20 protein-coding genes and 1 tRNA gene are annotated in these 26092 nt (G+C 41.5%); 7 read left to right on the top strand and 14 right to left on the bottom strand.

Annotated elements, in window-relative coordinates:
- Positions 1 to 23: 23 nt before the first annotated feature.
- The 10 genes from MusilaSJ_RS05560 to MusilaSJ_RS05515 form a co-directional block, all read right to left on the bottom strand.
- On the bottom strand, positions 24 to 1511 hold the full coding sequence (locus MusilaSJ_RS05560) for an O-antigen ligase family protein (RefSeq protein ID WP_274989057.1): 1488 nt from the start codon (positions 1509 to 1511) through the stop codon (positions 24 to 26).
- A gap of 24 nt (positions 1512 to 1535) precedes the next feature.
- Positions 1536 to 1673 (bottom strand): hypothetical protein, encoded by a 138-nt coding sequence (locus tag MusilaSJ_RS05555; RefSeq protein ID WP_218134413.1) that lies wholly within the window; start codon positions 1671 to 1673, stop codon positions 1536 to 1538.
- Between the two features lie 47 nt (positions 1674 to 1720).
- Entirely contained in the window at positions 1721 to 3886 is a 2166-nt protein-coding gene (locus MusilaSJ_RS05550; protein WP_274989056.1) for an exopolysaccharide transport family protein, read from the bottom strand.
- 3 nt (positions 3887 to 3889) lie between these two features.
- The gene (locus MusilaSJ_RS05545) at positions 3890 to 4573 is read right to left on the bottom strand and encodes a TolC family protein (RefSeq protein WP_274989055.1); all 684 of its coding nucleotides are present in this window, start codon (positions 4571 to 4573) and stop codon (positions 3890 to 3892) included.
- 4 nt (positions 4574 to 4577) lie between these two features.
- Positions 4578 to 5666, bottom strand: coding sequence for a sugar transferase (locus MusilaSJ_RS05540; RefSeq protein WP_274989054.1), 1089 nt, complete (start codon positions 5664 to 5666; stop codon positions 4578 to 4580).
- On the bottom strand, positions 5647 to 6033 hold the full coding sequence (locus MusilaSJ_RS05535) for a response regulator (RefSeq protein ID WP_188831764.1): 387 nt from the start codon (positions 6031 to 6033) through the stop codon (positions 5647 to 5649). Before MusilaSJ_RS05535 ends, MusilaSJ_RS05540 begins: the two co-directional genes overlap by 20 nt.
- A 425-nt stretch (positions 6034 to 6458) precedes the next feature.
- Positions 6459 to 6842: a VOC family protein gene (locus MusilaSJ_RS05530; RefSeq protein WP_274989053.1), complete on the bottom strand. Its 384-nt coding sequence runs from the start codon at positions 6840 to 6842 to the stop codon at positions 6459 to 6461.
- A gap of 64 nt (positions 6843 to 6906) precedes the next feature.
- Positions 6907 to 7128, bottom strand: coding sequence for a hypothetical protein (locus tag MusilaSJ_RS05525; RefSeq protein WP_274989052.1), 222 nt, complete (start codon positions 7126 to 7128; stop codon positions 6907 to 6909).
- A 106-nt stretch (positions 7129 to 7234) separates the two neighbouring features.
- Positions 7235 to 7669: a VOC family protein gene (locus MusilaSJ_RS05520; protein ID WP_274989051.1), complete on the bottom strand. Its 435-nt coding sequence runs from the start codon at positions 7667 to 7669 to the stop codon at positions 7235 to 7237.
- A gap of 167 nt (positions 7670 to 7836) precedes the next feature.
- A complete protein-coding gene (locus MusilaSJ_RS05515; RefSeq protein WP_274989050.1) occupies positions 7837 to 8586 on the bottom strand; it encodes an NUDIX hydrolase in 750 nt (249 codons plus the stop codon).
- A gap of 143 nt (positions 8587 to 8729) precedes the next feature.
- On the opposite strand from MusilaSJ_RS05515, the gene MusilaSJ_RS05510 reads away from it, so the two are divergent.
- The 7 genes from MusilaSJ_RS05510 (at position 8730) to MusilaSJ_RS05480 (ending at position 13292) form a co-directional block, all read left to right on the top strand.
- A complete protein-coding gene (locus MusilaSJ_RS05510; protein WP_274989049.1) occupies positions 8730 to 10361 on the top strand; it encodes a carboxylesterase/lipase family protein in 1632 nt (543 codons plus the stop codon).
- Positions 10362 to 10445: 84 nt separating this feature from the next.
- Positions 10446 to 10838 carry a hypothetical protein gene (locus MusilaSJ_RS05505; protein WP_274989048.1) on the top strand — a complete coding sequence of 131 codons (393 nt, stop codon included), beginning with the start codon at positions 10446 to 10448 and terminating at the stop codon, positions 10836 to 10838.
- Positions 10839 to 10942: 104 nt separating this feature from the next.
- Positions 10943 to 11137, top strand: a complete 195-nt coding sequence (locus tag MusilaSJ_RS05500) for a hypothetical protein (RefSeq protein WP_274989047.1) — start codon at positions 10943 to 10945, stop codon at positions 11135 to 11137.
- 50 nt (positions 11138 to 11187) lie between these two features.
- On the top strand, positions 11188 to 11712 hold the full coding sequence (gene hscB / locus MusilaSJ_RS05495) for a Fe-S protein assembly co-chaperone HscB (RefSeq protein WP_274989046.1): 525 nt from the start codon (positions 11188 to 11190) through the stop codon (positions 11710 to 11712).
- A 20-nt stretch (positions 11713 to 11732) separates the two neighbouring features.
- A tRNA-Leu gene (locus MusilaSJ_RS05490) sits at positions 11733 to 11812 on the top strand.
- A 147-nt stretch (positions 11813 to 11959) separates the two neighbouring features.
- Positions 11960 to 12316: an ISAon1 family transposase N-terminal region protein gene (locus MusilaSJ_RS05485; protein WP_274986554.1), complete on the top strand. Its 357-nt coding sequence runs from the start codon at positions 11960 to 11962 to the stop codon at positions 12314 to 12316.
- Complete coding sequence (locus MusilaSJ_RS05480; RefSeq protein WP_446725117.1) at positions 12309 to 13292, top strand: ISAon1 family transposase; 984 nt, start codon at positions 12309 to 12311, stop codon at positions 13290 to 13292. Before MusilaSJ_RS05485 ends, MusilaSJ_RS05480 begins: the two co-directional genes overlap by 8 nt.
- A gap of 159 nt (positions 13293 to 13451) precedes the next feature.
- Here MusilaSJ_RS05480 and MusilaSJ_RS05475 read toward each other — a convergent pair whose 3' ends face one another.
- From MusilaSJ_RS05475 to MusilaSJ_RS05460, 4 genes are all read right to left on the bottom strand, one after another.
- Positions 13452 to 14852, bottom strand: a complete 1401-nt coding sequence (locus tag MusilaSJ_RS05475) for an EndoS/ChiA family endoglycosidase (RefSeq protein ID WP_274989045.1) — start codon at positions 14850 to 14852, stop codon at positions 13452 to 13454.
- 829 nt (positions 14853 to 15681) lie between these two features.
- Entirely contained in the window at positions 15682 to 17733 is a 2052-nt protein-coding gene (locus MusilaSJ_RS05470) for a RagB/SusD family nutrient uptake outer membrane protein (protein WP_274989044.1), read from the bottom strand.
- Between the two features lie 17 nt (positions 17734 to 17750).
- Entirely contained in the window at positions 17751 to 21134 is a 3384-nt protein-coding gene (locus MusilaSJ_RS05465) for a SusC/RagA family TonB-linked outer membrane protein (RefSeq protein WP_274989043.1), read from the bottom strand.
- A gap of 575 nt (positions 21135 to 21709) precedes the next feature.
- Positions 21710 to 25996, bottom strand: a complete 4287-nt coding sequence (locus MusilaSJ_RS05460; protein WP_274989042.1) for a hybrid sensor histidine kinase/response regulator transcription factor — start codon at positions 25994 to 25996, stop codon at positions 21710 to 21712.
- Positions 25997 to 26092 lie beyond the last annotated feature (96 nt).

Raw genomic sequence — 26092 nt, 5'->3', positions numbered from 1 at the left:
TGCTTAATTAATTAGTATTGTCCCTATACTATTTTTTTTAATTGCTCCTGCTCCTGGTTGTCAAGGCGCTTGCATACTACAAGGATGGATATGGCCAGGTAGAACAGGATGTTTGACGGGTATTGAACGATAGCCTGCTGCGGAAAGTTACCAATATTGAACGCGAACAAGATTAGCAACATAGCCAGGCAGTAATTTTTAAGTTCGGGATTTTTGATACTGAAGTAAAAGTTTATCCCCGTTTTAAGCACCACAAAAAACAGTGTACAAAATAGGATGAGCCCAATCCAGCCCATTTCAACAGCTACGCGCACATAACCACTGTCGGGCGGGAATTTGGCTAACATGGAGTTTGGTGAAAACTTACGGCCCCAAACGCCTACAGAACCTAAGCCGCCGCCAATAGGATGGGAAAGGATATAAGGCTTGATCCTCCTTTGATTTTCAGCACGAACGTTGTAAGATGCGTCATCGGATGGGTTAAAAGCTGTTTGAAACCGCTTGATCAATGGGTTAGAGGTTGGCATTACGATCAAAATGCCGAGCATGCCTGCTGCCACAAGTGTGAAAATTAAAACCCGTTTGTTGAAGTTTAAAACTGCCAGCATAGAAAGCGCTCCCGGTACCAATACATAAGCAGCCCTTGTACCGGAATAAAGCATAACATATAAAAAGAAAGCAGCTATAAAACCCAGTAATACTTTGCGTTTGACAGGTAAATTGCCCATAATAAGTACAATGCAAAGCAATGCGCCTATAACCATGTTGTATGAAAATGTAACAGGGTCAGAGAAGATCGCAAATTTACGCATATGCCCGTTGATGAACAACAAACTTACACGGAGCGGATCGGAATACAGGGATCGGCGCTCGAATGGAAAAAAGCCAATGTTTTCTTGTTGAAAAGCAGAAATTCCTGCCAGTATATCCAGCAATAACCAAAGCTTTAAAAGTGTTTTTATAAACTTCACCGTGCGGATCTGGTAAACAAAAACAAAGTACATCAGCATAATGAAACCCACGGTCCGCACAGTATAAATCCAGGCCAGCCGTGATGCGGCTGCAGGATTTACAAACTCGAGCATATTGTAAGCCAGCCACACCAATATCATGTAGCTGATAGGATTTTTAAAATAGGTCCAGTTTTGTTCGGTGCGCTGTTTGATAAAAAAACCGAGGATAAGCAGATAGGTGGTTACATCCATCAATGTACCTATAGGTACTCCGCTTGGTAAAAATTCGGCAATGTAACTGATGAAAAATGCACCTGTGATAAGCGCGCAAATTCCGAATTCGGGATAAACGGTAATGGCAAATACAATGGGTAAGCCTATAGTTATCGCTAAAACAGCACCTACGCCTATAAATCCAAGCTTATAGGTTAAAAAACTTATCACAAGTGAGGTAATCAGCAAAAAAAACAGGGCAAACGGATGCGAAAACTTTTGAATCAGAAGTGCTTTCCAAAAGTTTTGCCTAATTTCAGTATTACCTGTTGGTTCATTGCGCATGAAGTAGTAACTCTTTTTATAAATTTACAGGAACAAGATCTTCACAGCCCACACAAATACACTGATAAATGCAAATACTATAGCTGCTTTGCGTGTTTTTTTTTGAAGCGGACTTAAATCTTCAAACGGATCCTTTTGGGGTTTGGGAGGGTCAATTCTCATTTTAAGTAACATTAAGTATATGAACCGGTGTTTTATGCTTCGTTCAATTAAGAGTGTTTTTCTTTTTTCTGATTGTATTCAGTTTTATTGAGTACCCAGCCGGCAAACTTGTTTTCGAGCCCTTTTAAATAGGTTATGTGCTGTTTCTGAATATTGTTTATTTTCCTGTTGGCTTCAAATACAGCTATTGTTTTATTTGCAAATAACAACCATTCTTTGGATTTATTAAGCGCGGTAAGCGGGGCTGTATCAATGATTACTATGTCGTATTTAGTCCGCAGCTCGTCAAATTTGCTCTTAACAAAGGCTTCGCTGCCAATTTCAAGCAGGGTTACATCACCTCCGCGGTTGCCTAAAACAGTAGTGTTTGAGCTGCTGAGTTCGGGTTGGCCAAATTGGCTGTTTTTAAAATAATCTTCAAGGTATACTTGCGGCTGAGCAGTATTGCTGATCGTAGCGTTATTGAAGTTACCGTCAATTAACAATACTCTTTTATTGATCATGGAGTATGAATATGCCAGGCTTATCGCCAGCAGGGTTTTACCTTCGGTAGGCTCGATGCTTGTTATGGCTAAGATTTTTTCACCTTTTAATTCCTGATCAATTTCAAACCGTATAGAGCGCAGCAGCTCTTTAAAGGTTTTCATTTTTTCACGGTGCTCCACATCCCACAGCTTGCGAAGATCGAGATTTTCACCGCTGATCTTGTTTAGATAGCCTAATAACGGCAGCTGGGTTTTATTAACCAGTTCGGTAGGGCTTTTAATGGTATCATCGATGTAAAATAATACAAACAGCCAGAAGAGACAAGCAAAGAAACTGCCCATGCCGCTTAATATAATAAGCAGCATTTTTTTGGAAGGTTGGGCCACATCCGGCTGGGCCATCTCAATCTGGACCAGTTTTATTGAAATGCTTGAACGCAGGTTGGTTTCATTGTATTTGTTCAATACATCAAGGTATTCTTTACCTGCAATATCAATATCAAAATAAAGGGTTTTTACTTTCGCATCAAACGGAACCAGGCGGGAGAATTTAGCATTAAGGTTTGTGAGCTCGTCATTTATTGATTTAACGCTGTATTTAGCCAGATCGCGGGAAATCTCAAGACCAAGCTTTTGTTTAACCTGATCCTCTTTGCCCACAAGTGGATTGGTAATGTATTTATCAGATGTTAAGTTGATTTGATTTGAGAGCTGTTGCTGTAACGAATCAAGAGATTCTTTATACTTATTATTAAACCCGCTGCGTACATACTGATCTTCAAGTATATGCAATTGGTCCTGGGTAGAAGTTACAGCCTGGTTATATTTGTTGGTTATCGATTCAACATATTTTCTTTCACCGGGTGAGAACTTTTGGACGATAGCATCAATGGCGCCCTGATTGGATATTACATCTTTTTCGGCCTGCAATTTTCTGTCATTGTAAGTCATGATCTGGCTAAAAATCGCTTTGGACTGCTCATCCAGGTTCAATACACCGTTTTGAATTTTATACTGCTGTAATTCGCTGGTTTTTTCACTCAGGGCCTTACGTTTGGTATCTAACAGATTTGATAAAAAATTTACAGCATTTGATTCATTTTGTTTTACGCTTTGGGTGTAATAGTCGATAAACTGTTTGCATAATGTGTTCACTACAAACGCCGAAAGCTGTGGGTTTTCCGAATTAAAACTTACAGAGATAAAATCACTGCTTTCTTCACGGAAAATTATCAAGTCTTTTACGATGTTACGCTCATCGTATTTCATTGACCTGAGCAATCCAATGAGTGAGTTCTCGGTTTTATCGTAAACAGATAAGGGTTGGAGGGTGGCAAATTTTTTTTTAAAAATCGCTAATACGTTGTCTTTTTCATAAGGCCGCAATTCAAGTAATTCCTTACTTGGTTTACGAAAGGGATAGGGGTCGCTCAGGTCATGGATCATGAGTGAATAAGAAACCTGGTCAATAAGTTTCTTCAGCTTCATGATCGTCATCAGGTTGCTGAATTCGCGGTAAACCTGTTGCTCTTGTACGTTCGTTGTCGCATCTTCGTCAAGAAGGTGGCTGGAGGCGTCAACTATGCCGGTGGCTATTTCTGCGTGCGACTGGTAATTATCAGGTAAGTTCTTTACCAGGAAAAAAGAAGTGATTACCGCTACAATCGGTATTATTATCAGTACACTTCTGTATTTCTTTAGCAGATTGAAAAAATTGCCTATCTCCATCTTTTACTTAACATCTTCTAATTTAATACCCAATAATTCTTCAAGATTGGTCTTGGCTGTAAATGTCGCTAATTCGGCTTGTACTTTAAAGGCGTTTTGACTGTATAAGGTGGTAAGCTGTTCATTATAGATCTGAAAAGTTGTTTCGCCTTTTTGAAACGCGTATTTTAATTGCTTAACAGCACTTTCAGCATCAATTACGGCATTTGCCCGCAACCTTAGTTCGGCCTGTGCTGCCAGGTAAGCAAAGTAAAAGCGTTTAACCTGGGCTTCAAGGCTTAACATATACTCGGCCTGTTGAAATTCTGCTGCTTTATAGATTTCTTTCGTTTGCCTGATAACTCCCGGCCTCGAAAACAGGTGTCCTATGTTTAGCGAAAGGTTTATCTGATAACCTTTAAATATAGTGGGCTGAGAAAGGTTGATAGATGTTTGCGGACTATAAATGTAAGATGCGGTTAAACCATCGAGCCATGAAAACACGGCTGAGTTATAAACGGCTTTGGCTGCATTTACCTGGCTTTGACGGGATTTAACTTCGGGGTAATTCTTTTTAGCAGTTGCTATCAGTTTTTCAAGAAAAGGATAGTTAATGTCACTTATAAATGAAGTTTGCTGCGCGTGTACGCGGCTGGTAAATAAAAGAGCAATTATGAAGAGATAAGTGAGCGTTAGTTTCAGGGGCATATAGTTATACTTTTTCTTTTTGGAATAATGCGGGTACTGTACCGGCAATAATTTTTAAATCTAACCAAATAGAATATTTCTGAGCATAAAAATTATCTAATTTTTTCCTTTCGCGTTCAGACATGTCTTCCTTTCCGCGCTTGCTGATCTGCCATAAGCCCGTTAAACCGGCAGGGCCAAGAAAACGCATCGACCACTCGTTAGAGGTAAGCATCTCTGCCTCATATAAAGGCAACGGTCTGTTACCAACTACCGACATATCGCCCCGCAGTATATTGAATAATTGCGGTAACTCGTCAAGACTTGAATTGCGTAAGAAATTACCCAGCTTGGTGATACGCGGATCGTTCTTGATTTTCACAAAAGCCACTTTATTGTCAGCTCCTTCGGCAGCATATTGATTGTTTTCGGCAGATAGCTTGGCAAGTAGTTGGTCGGCGTCGGTACGCATCGATCTGAACTTATAAAAATCAAATACTTTATAACCTGTGCCTACCCGTTTGCTTTTGTAAAATACCGGGCCTTTTGAATCCAGCTTAATTAAAATAGCAACTATCAGCATAACAGGTGATAATACAAACATCATACCGCCCGAAATCACCAGGTCGATAAGGCGTTTACCTGCCGGCATTTTATAAGCCGTATCAACTACTTTTGAAAGCTCAAGTAATTTGGGCTTTATCAGTTTAAAGCGCACCAAAAAGTTAAGCCTTTCGCGCAGGTCACTTATGGCAAACGGTTCGCCATAAAAGTCATGCACCTTTAATTGAATAGCTTTTTGCCTTAAAGTTTTATCATTTTGTGATGAAAGCAGTACGATAATTAAACCATTGAGAAGAAAGCTTTGCTTAACTTCGTCAACCATTTTAATCCATTTACCTTCAGTATCAACTTCAACCAAAATAATATCAGGAACGGATAAAATAGATTGCTCGCCTAAATAATCATTCAGCTGGTCAATAGAGTTATTGTACGCAATTTTAAAGCCTTCATTTAGTCCAGCCGAAATCATTTCCTTAAACTCGGTGCCGGCATAGGCTACCCTGATATTAGAACCTGAACTTTCGTTCCAATCAGATGTTTGGTGATTCATAAACTTGTAAAACTTGATTAATTGCTGTTTTTAATGCAGTTGGGTTAAACGGCTTGTGAATGTAAGCATCAACCTTAAAGGGCATGTTGCTTACCTGGGCATCAAGATCATGGGCGGCCGATAACAATATAACAGGTATTTCACGATAAAAGCCACTAATCTTTACGTTCTTAATAAAAGATTGGCCGTCAAAATAAGGCATCTGGAGGTCGGATATGATCAATTCGGGCATATGGCCGTCTTCGAGCCAGCTAAAAGCTTCGATGCCGTTATTTTTAACTACAATATCATATTCTTTTGACAGAATGAAGTTGAGCAGTTTCAGGATACTCAAGTCATCATCAACTATAAGTAGCGTTCTTTTCATACTTAATTAATTGGGGTTATTTATAAAAGAGAAGCAAATGTTTTGTTAATCAGTTTGTTGTATGTTGTTATTATTTATTGTAAATGCTGATATAGCAAAAAAAATATAAATTTAATAAATATTATTAATGAAAAGGAAATGGTTTTTTAGCTATTTTCAACTAACAGCTAAGTATAAAATAAATAGCCTGGCAATTAACGCGTTTTGTTTTTCATTGTAATTGCATGCAAAAAACATTCCTCAAATAAAAAACAGCCGAAATCAAAGGCTTAGTAGGCTTTTATACGGTTAATATATAAAATGGTTGTGAAAAATTGCGAAATTAACGGAAAGTTAACAACCGTCGAGGAATTTATTCCCACGGTAGGTAGCTGCAATTCCCCAAAATGGGATTTAATTTATACCGGGTATAGGTATTTATAGCGCTACTTTTCTATTACGGATAAAAAATTCCCGGCAGGGTCTTTAAACCAGGCTATTTTGGGGCCGCCGTCAAGAAACAGGCCTTTTTCGTTTGTCTTAAAATTCTCCTGGTTATAAATCTCAAACTTAACGCCGCGCGCGCTGAGCTCATCAACTGTTTTTTCCACATCATCAACCGGGAAATTCAAAATGGTAAAGGTAGCCGGGGTATGGTTGGGTTTGGTATATATCAATATGGGAGTACTGCCTGTAATATTAAGGTTAAGTATGCCCTGCATTTCGGGTACATCACTTACATCTAAACCAAGTACATCAGCATAAAACGCCCTGGCTTTAGCTGTATCATCTACCGAAAATCCGCTGAATGCTTTGCTGTCTTTTAACATGATAATGGGCTTTATGTTACTGATACTACCTTGTTTTTTAATAATTTGTTTTGTAAAAGTGAGTTTAGCCTTCCAAAACTTCGGCCCGATAGCCTAATTCATTTAAAAAATTGATGAGCGAGTGGGCGCATAATGTACCGTTGTCGCACTGTACCCGCAAAATCCGGTCACAATCATCAAGATCGAAGTTTGCTTTATGATTGCCAAACGTGCTGTGAATGGCATTTAAAAGCATATTAGCCTGGCGGCGTTTATTTACATTGGTTTTAAAAACTTCTACTATCATAAGCCTGTTTTGGTTTGTACCTAAAACCTTTGGTTGAACAATAGAAATGTTTGGTTTTTTAGGGAACGGCTATTGATTCATCCGCCCCCTAAAAATCAATAAATTATTATTTGGTAGCGTTAGGATTGTATGTGATCATCCAGTTTATGCCAAACCTATCGGTAAGCCAGCCAAAATAATCGCCCCAAAACTCGTCATGCATAGGCGAAACAGGATTACCGCCTTCGGCTAAACCACTATACAGCTTGTCTGCCTCCTCTCTTGATTCGGCACTGATGGTAAGCGAAAAGTTATTACCAATAGTTACGAATGGCATACCTCCCTCGCCAATTGCATCCGTACCCATCAGCATGCTGCCATTAGCAAGGGGAAGTGCAATATGCATAAGCTTATCCTGGTCCTTTTCGGGTGTATTGGCAGCCGCAGGCGAGTCTTTAAAACGCATAACCATTGCAAACTCACCGCCGAATACTGATTTGTAGTGGTTAAAAGCTTCTTCGGTGTTACCGTTAAAGTTTAAATAAGGATTGATAGCTAACATGATGTGATTGTTTTTATAGATTTATAATTGAGTGATTTTATGAAAGTAAAATTAAATCTTGTACCTTAACATAGGAGGGGGTTATCAAGACATGTTAAGGGGTTAATTGCGACATTTTTTTATCACAATAACATACCAATAGATCAATAAAGAGGGTATTGCCGGCTTTAGCTATTATCCGCCGGCACCCTGTTCGAAACAAACTTATACAGGTATGGCGCCTTATGTGCACCGCCAGTCCATTTTTTTGCCACCCGTTCCAAAATACCCAGCCCCAGCATTTTACGCTGAAAAGCAGCGCGGATCAACTTTTTGTTAAGAATAGTTTCGTAGAGCGATTGCAGGTCGCCCATGGTAAATTCCTCGGTCATGAGGTTAAAGCCTATGAGCTTTTGGTCAAGCTCATTTTGCAGCGTTTTCAACGCTTTGTTAATAATTTGCTCATGGTCCTGCATCAGCACAGGCAGTTCATTCAGACTGTACCAGTCGCAGCTATCAGATATTTCATCGGGTGTGGGGATAGCCCTGGTAAAATCAACCAGTGCATAGTATCCCACCGAAATAAAACGCTTTAATAACCAGTGATCAGCCGGCGGGTTATAGCCACGGGCCTGCATAATGGCCTTAAGCGGTCCGGGATCATACCGGCTGTAATTGCCAAAAACATAAAACTGTTCCAGGTAGATGTTGGTTAACGCCGTTCGGCTTTGAAGTACCCGCCGCGCCGCTTCGTTCACATCCTCATTATCATGAATAAAGCCGCCGGGAAGCGCATATAGCCCGGTGTTTTTATAAGCCAGCAGCAGTACCTTTAACTGGTTGTCATGAAAACCAAAAATAACCGTATCTATAGCAAGGCCCGGTAAAAAACCCTGCCCCGCGATGTTATTTTCCAGTTGGTGAAACTCTTTATTCATGTATCGTAATAAAACAAAGGCACAAGTAAATAAAAAAAATTGACAGCTATCGAAAAATAATTTATTATTGTAACAAATTGATACAATAAGGATCGAATTCAAAAAATCTCCATCAATTAAACCTGACTAACCAAATACCAGTAATGAAGAAACCAATTTTAGTAATGCTGTTGCTTGCACAAGTTGCCTCGGTAAAGGTAATGGCGCAGCTATCGGCAAACAAAACCACCGTTGAGAACGGTGTGCTTGAAGGCACTCGCGAAGCATCGAACGTATTAAGTTTTAAAGGTATTCCCTTTGCACAGCCACCCGTGGGGGATTTGCGCTGGAAGGAGCCTCAGCCCGCCAAAAACTGGGAGGGTACATTAAAGGCCGATCATTTTGCCCATAACCCCATGCAGAAGCCCATTTTTGGTGATATGGGCTTTCGTTCATCGGGTATGAACGAAGATTGTTTATACCTAAACGTATGGACGCCGGCAAAATCATCCAAAGAAAAACTGCCTGTATTGGTTTATTTTTACGGTGGGGGCTTGATGGCCGGCGATGGTTCTGAATCGCGCTATGATGGTGAAAGCATGGCTAAAAAAGGCATCGTAGCGCTAACAGTAAATTACAGGCTTGGTGTATTTGGCTTTTTTTCGCATCCTGAATTAACTAAAGAATCACCTAACCATTCGTCGGGTAACTATGGGTACCTTGATCAGCACCTGGCTTTGCTTTGGGTACAAAAAAATATAGCTGCCTTTGGCGGGGATCCTAAACGGGTTACCATTGCGGGTGAATCGGCAGGGTCTATCTCGGTATCGGTACAAATGGCTTCACCTTTATCAAAAGACCTGATCGCGGGTGCTATCGGCGAGAGTGGCGCGGGGATCAAACCAACGCTATTCCCTATACCATTGGCTGATGCTGAACAGAACGGTGTTAAGTTTGCTGCTAACGAGAAGGCCAATACCCTTGCCGATCTCAGGGCCATACCCGCCGAACAATTGCTGAACGATGCATTTAAACCAGGTACGCCGCCAATGTCGGCCACTATTGATAATTACCTGTTGCCAAAATCGTTGCCTGAGATCTTTATGGCGGGCGAACAGGCCAAAGTTCCGTTGTTAGTAGGCTGGAACTCGGCCGAAGTGCCATTTCAGTTCATGATGCGCGGCGATGCGCCAACGCTTGAAAATTATACCAAAACGCTGAAACAATTATATGGTGACAGGGCAGAGGAAGCATTGAAATTATACCCGGCTACCAATGACGAAGAAGTGATCAAAGTCGCAACCGATCTGTCAAGCGACCGGTTTATCGTATACAGCACCTGGAAATGGGCCGACCTGCAGGTACAAACAGGAGGGAAGCCAGTTTACCGCTACCTGTTTTCACGGGTTCGCCCGGCCATGGTAGCTTCAATGGGGAATGCCACCCCGGGGCTCGCCGGCGGTGTGGTTAAGGGCGACGCGGCAAAACCTGCTCCAAAAATGCCGCTGCCGGTGGGTGCTGCACATGCTTCAGAAATTGAGTATGCCATGGGGAACCTTGCCGGGAACAAAACCTATGCCTGGACACCCGATGATTTCAAAGTATCCGAAACCATGGAAAACTACTTTGCCAACTTTATAAAAACTGCCAACCCTAACGGTGCAGGCTTGCCAAAATGGTCGGCAATCAAGGATAACAATAATGTAAAATTTATGAATATTGATGTTAAAAGCGAGGAGATGCCGGAGGTTAACCGGGCGCGCTACTTGTTTTTGGATAAAGATTACATGAAATAAGATTTTTTTTCAGATAAATGGGCTGGCTCCTGTGATTTTTCGCAGGGGCCTTTTTTGTGGATCAATATCACTACATTTAATATAATGAAATTTTGCCCGGTAAAAAGCGTGTTATCCAAATGGTTGTTAACAGCCATTGTAATACTTGGCTTTTTTACTTTTTCGGGGCTTACTATCCAAACTACAAGCAAGGTAGCTCTGCCTGATACAACTTTGGTTGCCGGTTTTGTAAACAAAGCTTCAAAATCATTATCGTATAAAGCTGCTCTTCAAGCGGCTAACCGGAATAATCGTTCAACTTTAATTTCCAGAGATACGAGTCTGCCTGCTTTAAGCTTTTTGCATAGCCTGGAAGCAGATATCAGCATTAAACAAACTTCGAAATTGTTTATGCCCGGTAAGCTCGTTAAACGCGCTCTTTTCAACAAAGCTTTCAATTCGGACTCAGGTGATGACAGTAATCCCCATATAGGATAATCCTTCCTTTATTGATTATCTGATATGGTAATTATTTCCATTTTATTTATTTAGGTATCAATCCCTATGAGGATACTACCTGTCATTTATTCGCCAGGATCGAAATGAAAAAACTTAAAAAATTCATCAGGCTTTGCGGGCTTATATTGTTTATGGCATTGGCCACTGCCGGGATAGGTATATTGGGCGTAGCGCCCACTTTAACTAAAGACAGAAAGCTGTTTGCTGATATGCACCCTAAAACAGAATTGGTAGAAAAAGCCGAAACCGACCAACGCATAGCAGATAACTTATTTTAACATGAAGTTGATAGCGGCATGGATAACTTGTTAATAGTTATCTTTGCCCTATGAACTATTTTGAATTTTACGGCATCCCCGAATCTTTTAAGGTTGACCAGGCGCTGCTTAAGAAAAAGTTTTACGAGCTGAGCAAGCTTTACCATCCCGATTTTTATGCCAATGAGGATGAAACCAGGCAGCAGGAGATCCTGGAACTATCTACCCTCAATAACAAGGCTTACCATGCGCTTGGTGATCCCGCAAAGCGTTTAGAATACATTTTAAAATTGCACGACCTGGTATCTGAAGGGGCAAAGCCGCAATTGCCTGCAGATTTTTTAATGGAAATGATGGACATCAACGAGCGTCTTATGGAGGTTGACGATGCAACGCACTTAGCTGCCATAACCGCGGAAACACTTGCTATTGAAGGGGATATGAATGAAGAGCTGGCGAAGCTGACCAAAGACTATGAACAGTTGGACGATACCGCTAAGGAAAGCCGCCGGATAGAAATTGCAAATATTTACTATAAACAAAAATATCTGTTGCGAATTAAGGAGAGTTTATCTACATTTGCAGCCCGCTTGTAAGGGAATACGCTTACAACAATGCCCAGCTGGCGGAATTGGTAGACGCGCTGGTCTCAAACACCTGTGGGAAACCGTGCCGGTTCGACTCCGGCGCTGGGTACAACCCTCTCTAAAATACTTTAGAGAGGGTTTTTAATTTTAGCTGGTTTTCAATCTCTGTTTCCGGCTATAATGGATCAAGCAGAAAAATTGTGGGGGAGAAAAAAAAGTGTTTGCTTTGTGGATATAATAATCAACACGCGTCCACTTGTCATCAGCATACGAAACCCTTGTCCATTTAATCTTACCAAAAGGCCTTTTAGACTATTTTGAACTTACCGATGTCCGTTCATCAGAGAATGGAGCGTTGAACATTTATCTGGAGGAGAAGAACCTTGCTCCATCCGGTTATGATAAGTCACAGTTAGAGTCAAAAGGCTTTTTACCAGAGACAGCTATTCAGGATTTTCCTATCCGCGGCCATAAAGTAGCCTTGTGTATAAAAAGACGCAGATGGGAAGTAAAGGCGAGCGGGGAGATCATCTCAAGAGATTGGGATTTAGTAAGAAAAGGGGCGCGAATGACAACTGAATTCGGCACTTTTTTAAAAGGAATATTTGGATAATCACCCGATCAGCAGCCATTTATTAGGCCGGTTATACCAGGTAGATGGCAAGCAGCTCGGTCAGCAATACAAAGATCACCTAAGTGATTTTCATAGCTGGAGCCAAAAGGATCATGCGGAAGACTGGATGTTGTTTGCAGATAACACAGGCCCTTATCTGAGTATAGATGAAACTGCGTTAAGCAATGGGGAACTCTATACCATTGTTACCAACAAACAAGCCAAAGGGAATAAAAAAGCCATAGTGGCGATGATCAAAGGCACACAGTCTGAACAAATCATCGCTGTACTGGAGAAAATACCCTTAAGGTCAAGGAATAAAGTAAAGGAGGTAACGATGGACATGGCGGCAAACATGATCAAAGCTATACGCAGATGTTTTAGCAATGCTGTGCGGGTCGTGGATCGATTCCATGTACAAAAGCTGGCTTATGACGCTGTTCAGGAAGCAAGAATAAAATATCGCTGGGAAGCTCTTGATGCGGAAAGTAAGCTGATTGAACAGGCCCGGAAAAACAAACAATCCTATCAGCCCGAAGTGCTCAGTAATGGCGATACTTTAAAACAATTACTCGCCCGAAGCAGATACTTGCTGTTCAAGCATCGATCTAAATGGACGCTATCACAAAAGGAAAGGGCTGATCTGCTTTTTTCAAGATATCCGGAACTGCTCAAAGCTTATAATCTTGCTATCAGCTTAGGTAATATATTCACTAATTGTAAAACCAAAGTGATCGCCTTTAAAAAACTGGCTATATGGTATAATGAGGTGGAAGACTCTGGTATTAATGCTTTTAAAACCGTTGCAAGGTCCGTTCAGCAACATTATGAATCTATCTTGAACTTCTTCGATAACAGAAGTACAAACGCATCTGCAGAATCTTTCAATGCTAAAGTTAAAGCTTTCAGAGCTACTCTCAGAGGTGTAAGAGATACTTCATTCTTTCTATTCAGACTTGCTAAAATCTATGCTTAAACTTTCATCCCCCCAACTTTTCGGTCTGAGCCGCTATAATGCTCCCATTTTTGGTTCGACTCCAACTTGGTAACATAAGGTCATGGTGATCGCAAATCAATTTTTATCGGAATACGCTACAAAAGATGTGTTCATTTGTAGCGTACTTTGAAAAAAACATTAATTTCTTATAAGCTCCCACTCTGAGAATTGGAGAATACTGCCTGTTTGTACAGCTGAAATATTTAAGCGGTAATAAGCATAGGAAGTTGTATTCGTAAAGGTATAAGTCTTCTTAAGAAATCTTGACGCAAAGGTCTGGTTGGTTTGCGTATTTAAGGTTGTCCAGGAGGTGCCGTTATTCGAACCTTGCAGGGTCCAGTTTTTAGGGTCACGATCGGGAACATCATTTGCTGATGTAATAGTATATTTAACAACGGTGGCTGCAGTAGTTGGCTTGAACTGCACCCAGCCAGATGAATGTTGGGTAAGATATTTTGTTGCTGTGTTGTTATCAATGATTTTTGTAAACTCTTCACCTGATGGCGAACCAGTTTGATATTGAGCTGTAAGCGAACCGGCATAATCAGTTATATCTGAACCGCTTGGTGGCGGTGTTGTATTAACCTCAAGCGCAGAAAAAATGGCATCTGTGTAAACTTTATTTTTATTACCTGCAAAAACCATGATACCTGCCTTATCCGGATCTGGATGCCATTGTGCCTGAGCTACGGCACTACTTTGCGAGTTATCATCGTAAGACATTCCAAGCATTACCTTTGCATTGCCGAGCGTGTTAGCCCAATAGTTGAACCGCGAGGTGTTATCTTGAAAATAGCCCATATCCATAACAAAATTCAAATATTGGCTTAACGAAGTTTCCCGGAAAATTGGACCAGGAGCTCCACCTGAATAGAAAGCACCGACATACATTTTTGTGGTGCTATTTGTCGATAAGGGACCGAAATATTTGCCTAACTCCTTGATCAGGTTTCTGTAATTTGTGTTATCGGTAGCACCATGCTCAACATCAAGTGAAATTCCGTCAAAACCAGCAGTATTAACACAATCGTTCACAAATGAAGCGAATTGAACATAATTATAAGCCGTGCCGTTGTAAGTGGTGAACGGAGTTGCAGAACTCCAGTTTGCATTATCGTCAACATTCATCAATACTTTTACCCCTCTTGAACGTAATGTTTGAATATCAGCAAGAACCTGTTTTTTATTTTTATAATATGCATTTTGCATCCAACCGGTATTATAATGCACTGTATCTGTAAGTTCCCATAAGGTACCTTCAAACACCACCACCACATTCGCTTTATCCGTAAACGTGGTCATTGGTAATACGCCTTGATTTGCCGGGGTAACATCAAATACATAATATGCTACTTTGTTTTGTCCTGCTGCGGGCAATGCCGTAGCGGCCAGGCTTAGATTCTGAGATCCAGCAAGCTTGTTTTTTTGCACAGCATCCATATTGGGTGTGCTTAAATCTTTTGTTTCTTTTTTACATGCAACAAACGACAGTAACAAGCTTGACGCAAGGATGCATTTTAAACGATTCAATTTTTTCATAATAGGTAATTTAATGTATGGTTTGGTTTAGTGGTAAATTATTCGTTGGTAAGTAGGAATGAGTATAGTACCTTATCTTTTACCTGATTTTTTAACTGCTGTACAGAATAATATTTTCATAATACTTTGCAATGGTTTTAAAACAAGCAGAGCTGCAATTCATTAAATCCAATTGAATATCAGAAGGTAAAAAGAAAAATCTCATATGTGATGTTAGAAAAAGTTTTAGCTAAAATAATGCTTCATTTGTTTTAAAGTTATATATACTAATATATATAACTTTAAAATAGTCTTTAGTATATTTTAAAATGTCCTCATTTATAAAGATATACCTTGTTATTGATGATTGAAAATGATAAAGTAATATTTTACTTGTTTTAAGAAAAAAATATTCTATATGATTGAATAGTCTTGGAATATCGCTTATTAAATCTAATAAACATTTGCTTGTTAAAGAGTTACTAAACAAATCATTCAATTTAAGAGAATCCATTTCTAACATTGGTTTAGTTAATGGAAAATTAGGACTATGTATAAGTATGTATTTTATCGGTAGATAGGTAGATGATTAAAGAGTAATAGAAAATGAATCAGAAAGTTGACCGGATAAAGCTTTTCCTGAAAGCTTTCTTGCCTTATATCACATGCAGTATATTAAATGTATTGAATATCAATTTATCGCAAATAAAAAAGACAGCACAATCGGATTTACACGCTTGTACTGTCTTCGGTATCACGTAGCTGTGCAATGGTCACTTTTATACAGCGCTACTTGTTTTAAGTATAGTTTAACAATTGCATTATGCAAAAACGAGACTAAAACAAATAATTATTGCTGTGCTAATCCGTAACCATTAGTTACCTTACCTTTGGATTTGCTGATCGTTTCAGAAGGGATGGGCCAATAAATCCGTGGCGGGTCACCGGCAGATGTTGTGCCCGAAAGAATATTTCTTTGGTATACGGTCACAGCATTAGCCATATCAATACCCCAGTTAGTTTTGGTATAACCTGCGGCTTCTAAAGCAGCGGCTTCTGCACCGGCCGGGTCAATATAGCGGAATAAGCCCTGTATTGCTACATTGTGAGTTGTACCAACTACTTTACTGGCAACAGTTGCATTTGCACTGTAATTATACTGCCCTCTCCAGGCAGGGTAAGCAGCCGGGTTAGTTGTGGTATCTGTTGTTGCGCAATCATAAGTTAGGGGATTAGTTAATGCCACCTTTTTGGTCCAGATATAAGCCGGGAAATCGTTACCGTTAGCAAAGTGGTGATACCCAAGAGTTTTTATATCATTGATGGTCGTGGCCATTTCCTGTTGAACCGCTATCGCTCTTTCAGCGTAAGTGCCTGAACGGATCATGTCCCAGCGGCGCGTCCCTTCGCCAAGCAGCTCAAGTTTACGCTCCTCTAATATGGCATCTTTTAACGCCTGACCGGCAAGGTTAATATTGTGCAGTGTATTGCCAAAGGCCCGCTGCCTTATCTGGTTAACTAAAGTAACAGCGTCATTTTCTCCCAATTCGGCTTTAACCTCGGCCAGCATCAATATAACATCAGCCATCCTCAAAATAGGCCAGTTTATGCCCGAGGCCCGCTGAGAGGCTACGTTTGGAGTGGCCATACGGTTATCATCCCATTTATTGGTGGCTATACCGCCCAGGCTTTTACTGCCAGGTTTAAAGGCGATCATTTTTTCATTTCCATCGCCATTGCTTGCTGTAACAGTGGCGCTGGCGTCTCTGCGATGATCCGCGTTTTCATACTCGCCATAATAAACGGTAGGGATAATACGCAGCGCGCCAAACGTTTTTGTAGGTGCAGCAACGGATGAGCCACCATCAGATGGCCGGCCGAAGGCGTATGGGTATTCGCTGGTGGTTGTCAGTGTACCTCCTTGTATGTTGCCTATTTCAAATATTGATTCAGGACTTACGGTTAAATCATTAAAATACTGAAAGTGGCGCTGGAACGGGTTGTTAATGTTTCCGCCCCTGCTGTCGGTGGTGATCAAACCGGCAGTTCCTTTATTATCAATAGCTTTTTGCAGGTAAGTTTTTGCTGTTTGATAATAAGTAAGGTAATCGGTACGGCGGGCATATACGCAATTGTTGGCTTCGGTGCCCTTTTTGGTGAAAGTAACGCTTCCGTACAACCCGCTTACATCAGTACGTATAGTTTGATATCCACCTGCAAAAAGCGCTATCTGACCTATTAAAGCATTACAAAATGTGCGCGACATACGCTCCTGGTTGATATTACCCTGGCCTATGCTGTACATCAACGGCTCTGCTTTTTTAAGGCCATCTATCAATTTGTCATAAATATCAAAGCGTGAGGTTAATGAATAATCACTAACACTTGTATTTTCGTAGCCATACGGCACATCGCCAAAATGCAATGTCAATTGAAAATAACAGAACGCCCTCATGGTCATTGCTTCGCCGTACAGTTGAGTCCAATCGGTGGTTTTGCCAGCGGCAACATCGGCTTTGTAAGCGTCTTTAGCGGCTATAACATTAGCTAACCTGCTGGCCAGCGCAAGCGTTTGATAAAGTGAGTTAAACCCGGTCGCGACGGCATCAACCCCTAACTGGTCTGAGCGGCCAATGGCATTCAGGTTATTTGTAGAACCATCTTCAGGATAATATTCCGCGTCGGATCCAACGGGATCATTCCAGCGGTAAACGCCCATAATGCAATTTTGACGATAATTAGAATAACACCAGGAAAGTGATTTAAAGGTCTCTGACGTAGTTGTGGTAACAAAATTATCATCTACACTGGACGGCGATGTTACATCCAGGTAGCTTTTTTTACATTGGGTGAAAGATAGGCACAAGGCAACTGCGGCTATATATTTTATATATGTTTTCATGTTTTGTGTTTAAACTGTTAGAAATTGAGGTTTACACCCACAACAAATGATCGTGCGCGAGGATAAGAACCAAAATCGAAACCAGTGGTTGGGTACGGCGAATTATTGGCATTATCATTAACACCTACTTCCGGGTCGAGCCCCTTGTAACCAGTAATGGTAAGCAGGTTATAAACACTGCCATAAACGCGCAGCCCGCCTATGCCAACTTTTTTCAGGGCAGATTTAGACACAGTGTACCCCAAAGTAAGCGTGTTAAGACGAAGGAACGAACCTTTTTCAATACCCAGGGTTGATGTAACGCCTGTTTCGCTGTTCGCCAAAGGCAAATCTGCATTCACGTTTGCCGCGTTAAACTCATCGGGAGTTTTTAGCCTTACAAGTTGCCCGTTAACAACATTGTAAATTTTGTAGGCGTTGGCCATGATAGCCAGTTTATTTTCATAAATGCCAGCTTCTTTAGGGCCGTATAACGACGCCAGTTTATTCACATTGTAAATATCATTACCAACGCTGTAGTTGAAGTTTAGCCCCAGGTCGATATTTTTATATGCTACACTAATATTAAAACCACCTGTAAACTTCGGGGTGGTATTCCCGATAACAGAAAGATCTTTATCATCTATCTTACCGTCATTATTCAAATCTTTATACTTAGGCAGGCCCGGGTAGGCGATCTGCCCGGTTGGACGATCAGTGCCTGTACTAACTCCATGCACTACACCTCCGGAAACGCTGGTAAGATCGGGCACCCCGCTGTTTAGCGTATACATTCCATTGCTGTAGGTAAAATCGTTAGGGGTATAAAAGCCATCATACGTTAAACCACGAACCAGGCCAACGGGCCGGCCCACTACAAGCTGATAATCAGATGCCGGATAGGTTGCACTGCTTGCCCAGTTTGTACCGTAAAGCCCGGTTACGTTGTCGGCAAGCTTATCTACCTTGTTTTTATTGAAAGTAATGTTGCCACCCGCGGTAACCCTCCAGTTTTGGTTTTTGAATATTGTACCTAAAAGCGACAGTTCTATACCCCGGTTGCTTATTTGCCCTATATTGGCATAAGTGTAGGTGAAGCCGGTAACACCGGGTATAGTGGTTTGGGTAAGTACGTCTTTAGTGGTATTCCAGTATACGTCAACAGTACCCGATAACTTATCACCAAACAAACTAAAGTCAGTCCCGATATCGCGGGTAATGGTAGTTTCCCATTTTAAGTTTGGATTAGATAAAATAGTAGGGTTGCTCAACGAATACGCAGCCAGGGTGGTGTGGTTGATATCATACTGGTTTCTTGGATCTGTTACAGAACCCCATGATTGTGTGTTAAGCCCGGTAGGGATATTATTATTACCAACGGCACCGAAAGACGCCCGAAATTTCCAATTATCTACCCAGTTAACATCTTTCATGAAAGGTTCCTGTGATATCCTCCAGGCAAACGCGCCGCCCGGGAAATATCCCCAGCGGTTGTTAGCCGCGAACCTGGAAGAACCATCGGCACGGAATGTGAGCGTCAATAAATACTTGTCCTTAAAATTATACATGGCACGGGCAAAGTATGAGTTAAGACGGTCGGGAGTATTTACGCTAGATGAGAACGCGAATGAATTTTTTGTCCTGTCGTACTGGTTGATCTGAGCAAAGGCTGTTTGTTGGGTAAAGTTTGACGGAAAGTAATTTGCTTGTATGGAAATACCGGTGCCTCCCGAATTGAAGAATTCTGTACCAGCCAATAAGCTGATTTTATTATCCTTATTAATATTAAACTCATAGCCCAGTGTGTTGGCCCAGCGCAGGCCCCAGCTGTCGTTTTTGCGATAGTCGGCATTACCGGCATACAATTTATTACCGGTTGCATCGTCGATATAGCCATTATAAGTAGCGCCCGACCAATATTTACGCTGTGTCCAGGTACCGTTTCCGCTAAAATCGGTATGGTAGGTTAAGCCTTTAATGATCACCCAATTCAATGAGGCTATCCCCACAAAGTTCGACGAAAGGCTGAGCGGATTGTAATCACTGATACGTGCCACAGGGCTATAGCTATCCCACAAAGCGTTTTTACCATATTGCGATATGTTATTGCTTGCTGTTAGTGCAGACACATTGCCTAAAATGTGGTTAGTGGCAATGGGGCGAAAACGATATGCAGAAGATAATATTGAGCCGCTGCCGCTGGTAACAGATTCATCACCAAGTGTTGGTGTATTGGCATAGCGGGTGTTAATGTCGAACGTTACATTGTCAAATATTTTTTGGGTTAGTTTAAATGCTGCTGTTGCCCGGCGCTGATATGATTGCAGTTTCATACCCTCATCATCGCTGTAGGTGGCGGAGAACAATACTTTTGTTTTGTCGGTGCCCCCTGTTATGGTTAGGGCATGGTTCCATGATACCGACTGTTTATAAGCTTGCTTTTGGATATCATCAGTTGCAAGGTTTCGGTAACTTTCTATTCCACCGGTATTGTTGCCTGCATTTGCCCCCAGGCCATATAGTTGTTCAAAAGGCGTTTGATAAGCAGTTCCGTTTGCAGCCGCGTTAGCCCATACATATTGCAGATAATCGTAAGGATTTAAGGCTTGTAAGTATTTATTTGGCGTATTGATTTTAGCATAGCCATTATAGCTTACATTGGTTTTGCCCGCTTTTGCCGATTTGGTGGTAACCAGCACTACGCCATTGGCACCGCGTGAACCATAAATGGCTGCTGATGAAGCGTCTTTGAGCACATCGATGCTTTCAACCTGATCGCCGGGAATATCATTTAAATTGCCCGGTACACCATCAATAAGTACCAATGCCTGGTTGCTTTGTGATATGGACGTTCCGCCGCGTACCCGGATGTTAATACCTGCACCCGGGCGGCCATCCTGCGATGTAACATTTACTCCCGGCAGCTTACCCTGCATGGCTTGTGCCACGTTAGGAACCGGGGTAGCGGCAATATCCTTTCCGCTAACCGAAGCCACAGCGCCCGTTAAATCGCGCCTTTTAACCGTACCGTAACCTATAACCACAATTTCGTTCAGGTCTTTTTGGATTCCGGCAAGCGATATGTTAATGGTTGTCCGGTTGTTGATGTTTTCTTCGATAGACGCGTAGCCAATGAAAGAAAAAATCAATGTGCCCGAACCGCCTTTAACTTTTAAGCTGTAATGGCCGTTCGCATCGGTAGTAGTGCCGGTAGATGTGCCTTTAACGGTTATACTTACACCCGGCAATGTCCGGTCGTGTTCGTCCCTGACAGTACCACTCACTGTTTTATCTGCCTGGGCAAACAGCCGGCAGGTCATCGCCAGCAAAAAAAAGAAACTAAGCACGAAGCTTCGGTTAAGAAACCGGATCTTTTGTCGCCTGTGCCCGGCATTGAATAATAATTGTTCAGGTAAATTCATTATTAATTGGTTTGATAATTGGTTTATAAATTGGATGGGACTGAATTGACAATGCGGCTAAAGCGAATATTGATCTGCATGCTTTTATCAGTAAAGAAGTGCCGGTGATGTATTTGCAATAAGTTTATGCAGTACCGGCTGTATAGCTGCAGTATGCATTTTTAGCCGAACCGAAGATTAGGTGGGTGTTGTGATTGTACATTACCAAAACGCCGTGCAATAGTTTTTAAAAAAACAAGTAAAATTTTTCTCATAGCAAAAAGTTAAGGCGCCGGCTATTGGTTGTTGCCGGCAAGGTTAATATTGGTTATAATTAGTAATCAGCATCGATGCCCATATAAATCAGGTGATCGGTTGTGATAAAAACAAACCTATATAAATATGCCCCGCGGCAGGGTTGAAATTTGGCCAAAAAGGTTTAAAATTAGTTCAATATGGATGTGTTTTGTGCTTAAAAGGCAGTTGGGTGCGTTTTTGGGCCCTTGGCCTCTGTGCGGGTTTAGGCATAGGAATCCTTACCTTGCTTTCCGAACACCTGTAGTCCTGGTATCCTGAATTGATCGGCTGCTATGAGGTTATTGAATTATCTCGGTAGATGACTTTGACGTTTTTTGATAATCGGAAGGAGAAATATTGAATTTGGCTTTAAAACAGGTAGCAAAATATTTAGGACTATTAAAACCTACGGCATAAGCGATTTGCGAGATATTGTCGCTGCCGGCATCCAGCAGTTGCTGCGCCCGTAAAAGCCTGTGGTCGCGAACAAATTCAACAGGGCTAAGCTGAGTAAGGCTTTTTAGTTTGCGATAAAAGGTTTGCCTGGACATGTTGATTACCTCGGCAACCGACTCGATATTAAAATCAGGGTTGTCCATACTTGTGTCAATAATCTCCAACACCGTTTTTAAGAATATTTCATCTTTTGATGTTACAATAATATCCCCCGGATTTAAACTCACTATAGCCCGTCCTGACATCATTTCATTCACTAATCTGGTTCGGCGTTCAATAATACTTTTAAGGGTAGTTAATAAAAAGCCGGTATCAAATGGCTTTGTGATATAGTAATCGGCTCCGTAATCTAAACCGGCGATCTGGCTTTCAATAGCTGTTTTAGCAGTGAGTAATATTACCGGGATATGGCTGGTGGCGGCATCATTCCTTATTTTTTCCAATAGTTCCAGTCCATCCATTCGAGGCATCATTACGTCGCTTAAAATTACATCAGGTTGTAGCTTCGATATTTTTTCCCAGCCTTCAACACCATCATCAGCAGTCTCTAAACGGTACCTGCCACTTAACTGCATCCTGATCAATTCGCGCATATCCTGATTATCTTCTACTAAAACCAACAGAGGCCTATTCGGCTCTGTATAAACTGCTGGGTTATTATTAAGGGCGATAGGGGATCCCTGTAACAAGGTACTTGCTGTTGTATCAGCAACAGGAGTGGTTGCAGCAACAGGCTTTACGGGCAAGGTTATCCGTACTAAAAAACCATTAGGTTCCCTGTTCTGCGCGCTGATGGTTCCCTGGTGCAGCTCAATCAATTCTTTTGACAAGGCCAGGCCAATGCCGGTACCCTTTAGATGCCCTGTATTAGAGCCTTCAGTGTAAAGATCAAACAAGCCGTCAATTTCAGAGGGCGGTACACCGCAACCCTCATCAGTAACATCAATTATCATATCCCCGGTTTCCCGCATCTGCAAATGGACGGTGATTTTTTTTCTTTCGGGAGTAAACTTATAGGCGTTTGCTATCAGGTTATATATTACGGTTTCTATTTTTTCAGGATCAAGCCAAACCATCGCCGTATCTACATCCGTTTTAAAGGCAAATTCAATATTTTTCTGTTGCCGTGTCCCTTCAAAATAGCCGGCTACATCGGTAATAAGACCGACCATATCAATAGCCGAAAGGTTTAGTTTGGCCTTGCCGCTTTGGACCTTCCTAAAATCCAGTAATTGGTTTACAAAACGGACCATACGGTTTGCGTTGCGCTGAATAATAGCCAGGTATTGATGATCGTCCCTGCTAAGGTATGCCCTTTGTACAAGTTCATTAATGGGGTTGATGATAAGCGTAAGCGGCGTACGCAATTCGTGCGAAATATTAGTAAAGAAACCCAGCTTTAATTCAGTCATTTTCTGCTCAACAGCCACCTTATGCTTTAACTTCAGCACAGTTAAAGCATTTTGCCTGATAGCGGCCAGGATTAAACCAATAATTATGGCATAAATAACATATGCCCACCAGGCGGCCCAGGGGGCCGCGAGCACCGTAATAGCCAAACCTTTATAAGGTATATTTATAAACCTGTCAGGATCGTCACATTTTATCTCGAAAAGATAGTTGCCAGCCGGCAGGTTAGTATAAGTGGCCCGTTGTTGATCGCTGGCATCATGCCATTCGTTATCAAATCCCTTTAAACGGTAAGCGATGGTTAGGTGATTAACCGAACGATAGTCTAAAACAGCATAGTCCAGGCTTAAAATATTTTGATTATACGTCAATTTAATACCATCTGAATAGTTAATATCCCGATCAAGGATCCCGGTACTATCTTTAATGGCCACATCCCTGCTGTTAACCTGCAGGTTGGTTAATACTAAATTCGCGTTAATCGCATCGTTCTTAACCTGGCCCGGATCGAAAACCATATAGCCCCTCACTGCACCAAATACCAGTTTACCATCAGTTGTTGCCTGGCATGCACTTTCAGAAAAGCCTTTTTTGGGAATCCCGTCATAAGAGTTAAAATTCTTAAACTTTTGGGTATTCAGATCAAACATGGATAAACCGGCTTTAGTTGCCAGCCATAAATGGTGATATTTATCGCCAATGCAACTCATGATATAATCATTGGCCAAACCTTGTTTTGAGGTGTATGCTTTAAACTTTTGCAGCCCGGTCCGCGGGTCAGTAATCGCCTGGTTTAGGCCGCCGCCGGATGTTACAAGCCACATCCTGTTTTCGCTATCACGATAAATATGCTGGATATCGTTATTGCCCAGGCTTTGAGTGTTGCCGGGTATCTTCTTATAAGTTTCGTATAAAAGTTTACTGTCTTTGTAATTCAAGATCACCAGGCCCCCTGTGGCTGCTATCCATAAACGGCCTCTGGCATCCGTTGCAAGGTGCCTTATTTTAAGACATGTTTGCGGATATCCCGTACCGGCTTCAGAAAGCCTCGTAAATGATATATTGCCATTTTTTTTATTAAGCAAGCATAGCCCGTTATCAAATGTACCTATCCAAACGCGCCCTTCTTTATCTTCTTTTATTGAATAAATTTCGTCGCTGCAAATAGATGCCGGATCGGAGGGGTTGTTGTGATAATTTATCAGCCGGTAATGAAGTTCTGATGGATCTGTAGGTATAGCCTGATATAAGCCTTTTGTTTTAGTCCCCATCCAGATTACTCCGTTACTGCCCTGGGTAATACAATAAACAGCGCCAATATTTGGCCCTGCCAAATTTGTGAAAGTTACCGGTATCTGTTTCCCGTTTTTGTAAACTAAAACCTGCCCGTTCTTTAACCCAAGCCATAGCCTGTTTTGCCGGTCGGCACAAATTCCTCTTACCTCGTTATCTGATTGGAAATCGCCATATTTATTCAGTAAACTGGTTTGAAAAACGTTTGGCGGGAAAATAATTTTTTCCAGGCCGTGTTCATCTGTATGCAACCAAAATATACCGGCCGGATCGTAATACGCTGTTGTTACAAGGTTTGAAAAACGGCGGCTCTTGGAACCCGGCTCATTATAAAAATAGTTAAACTGTTTTAAATCGTTATCGTAATAGCCAAAACCGCCGTCCCTGAGCACACACCAAACAACGCCGTTTTTATCTTCCATCACCTTAAAATGATTTGCAAAATTGGTGTTCCTGGCATCATTTCTTTGGATGAACATGGCGAATTTTTGAGTTAGCGGATCAAAACGGACTACCCCTTTTGTGCCTGGCTCAATCCAAAGAGCGCCCGAATGATCTTCGAAAATCCTATGTAGTGATTCGCCGGTGCGATAGACCGCCCGGGATAACAGGCCTATTCCCATGGTAAATGATATCAGCTCGCCGCTGCCCGTTGTTAAATAAGCTTTTGTATGGCTACGGTTAACCAATACCGCATTTATATCTGCACTGCTAATCCGCTGTTTTGAGAATTGTTTTTCTTGTTTATCATATAGGTATAAAGTGCCGCTTTTTGTACCGAAGAATAGCTGTGATTTGCTTTCTGCAATACAGGTAAATGCTTCCTCTGTGTGTTGATTTAAATCAGATATTTCGTAGTGGCCACCTTTTTGCCGTTTTTCAAGGCATATAAGGCCCCGTTCTGCTCCAATCCATTTCTTTCCCTCGCTATCCTCATAAAAAAATTTAAATCTTTTTGAAGGCGGCGTCGACGCTGTTGTAGCGTTTTGAGCATACAATCTGTAGCGCATTCCCGCAGTATTGATCCCGCTAACGCAAATAATTCCGTTATTTAATGTACTGATCCATATAGCGTCCTGGTCCACGGATAAGATCTTATCAAAATTGATCTTCTCTTTCAGGTTGAGGATAATGGCAAGTGAAAGAAAGCGCCCGGTCTTTTTATCGAAACGATAGATTTGGGTATCATAAGCTTTGATCCAAAGATGATCGTAATTGTCTTCGGTAATTTGATCGATACGATTATTATTGATTTGTGATGAGTCGCCGGCTAAAGATTTGAAAACGGTAAATTTACGCCCATCAAAGCGGTTAAGCCCATCCCAGGTACCAAACCACATATATCCCTGCCGGTCTTTGAATATTGACGTAATAACATCATGGGATAGGCCGTCTTCGGTTGAGTAATGTTCTGTTATGCAATGCATTTGGCAAAATGCAGCTCCGGTTAATAACCAAAGCGAAAACATGCATAAAAAACACCTGAGTTTCATATAATTTCTACCTCAAAAAAACATTGACTT

The sequence above is a fragment of the Mucilaginibacter sp. SJ genome (genome assembly GCF_028993635.1).
In the GTDB taxonomy this organism is placed as follows: domain Bacteria; phylum Bacteroidota; class Bacteroidia; order Sphingobacteriales; family Sphingobacteriaceae; genus Mucilaginibacter.
The sequence above is the reverse complement of the archived record's forward strand: the minus strand, read 5'-3'. Positions and strand labels throughout refer to the sequence as shown.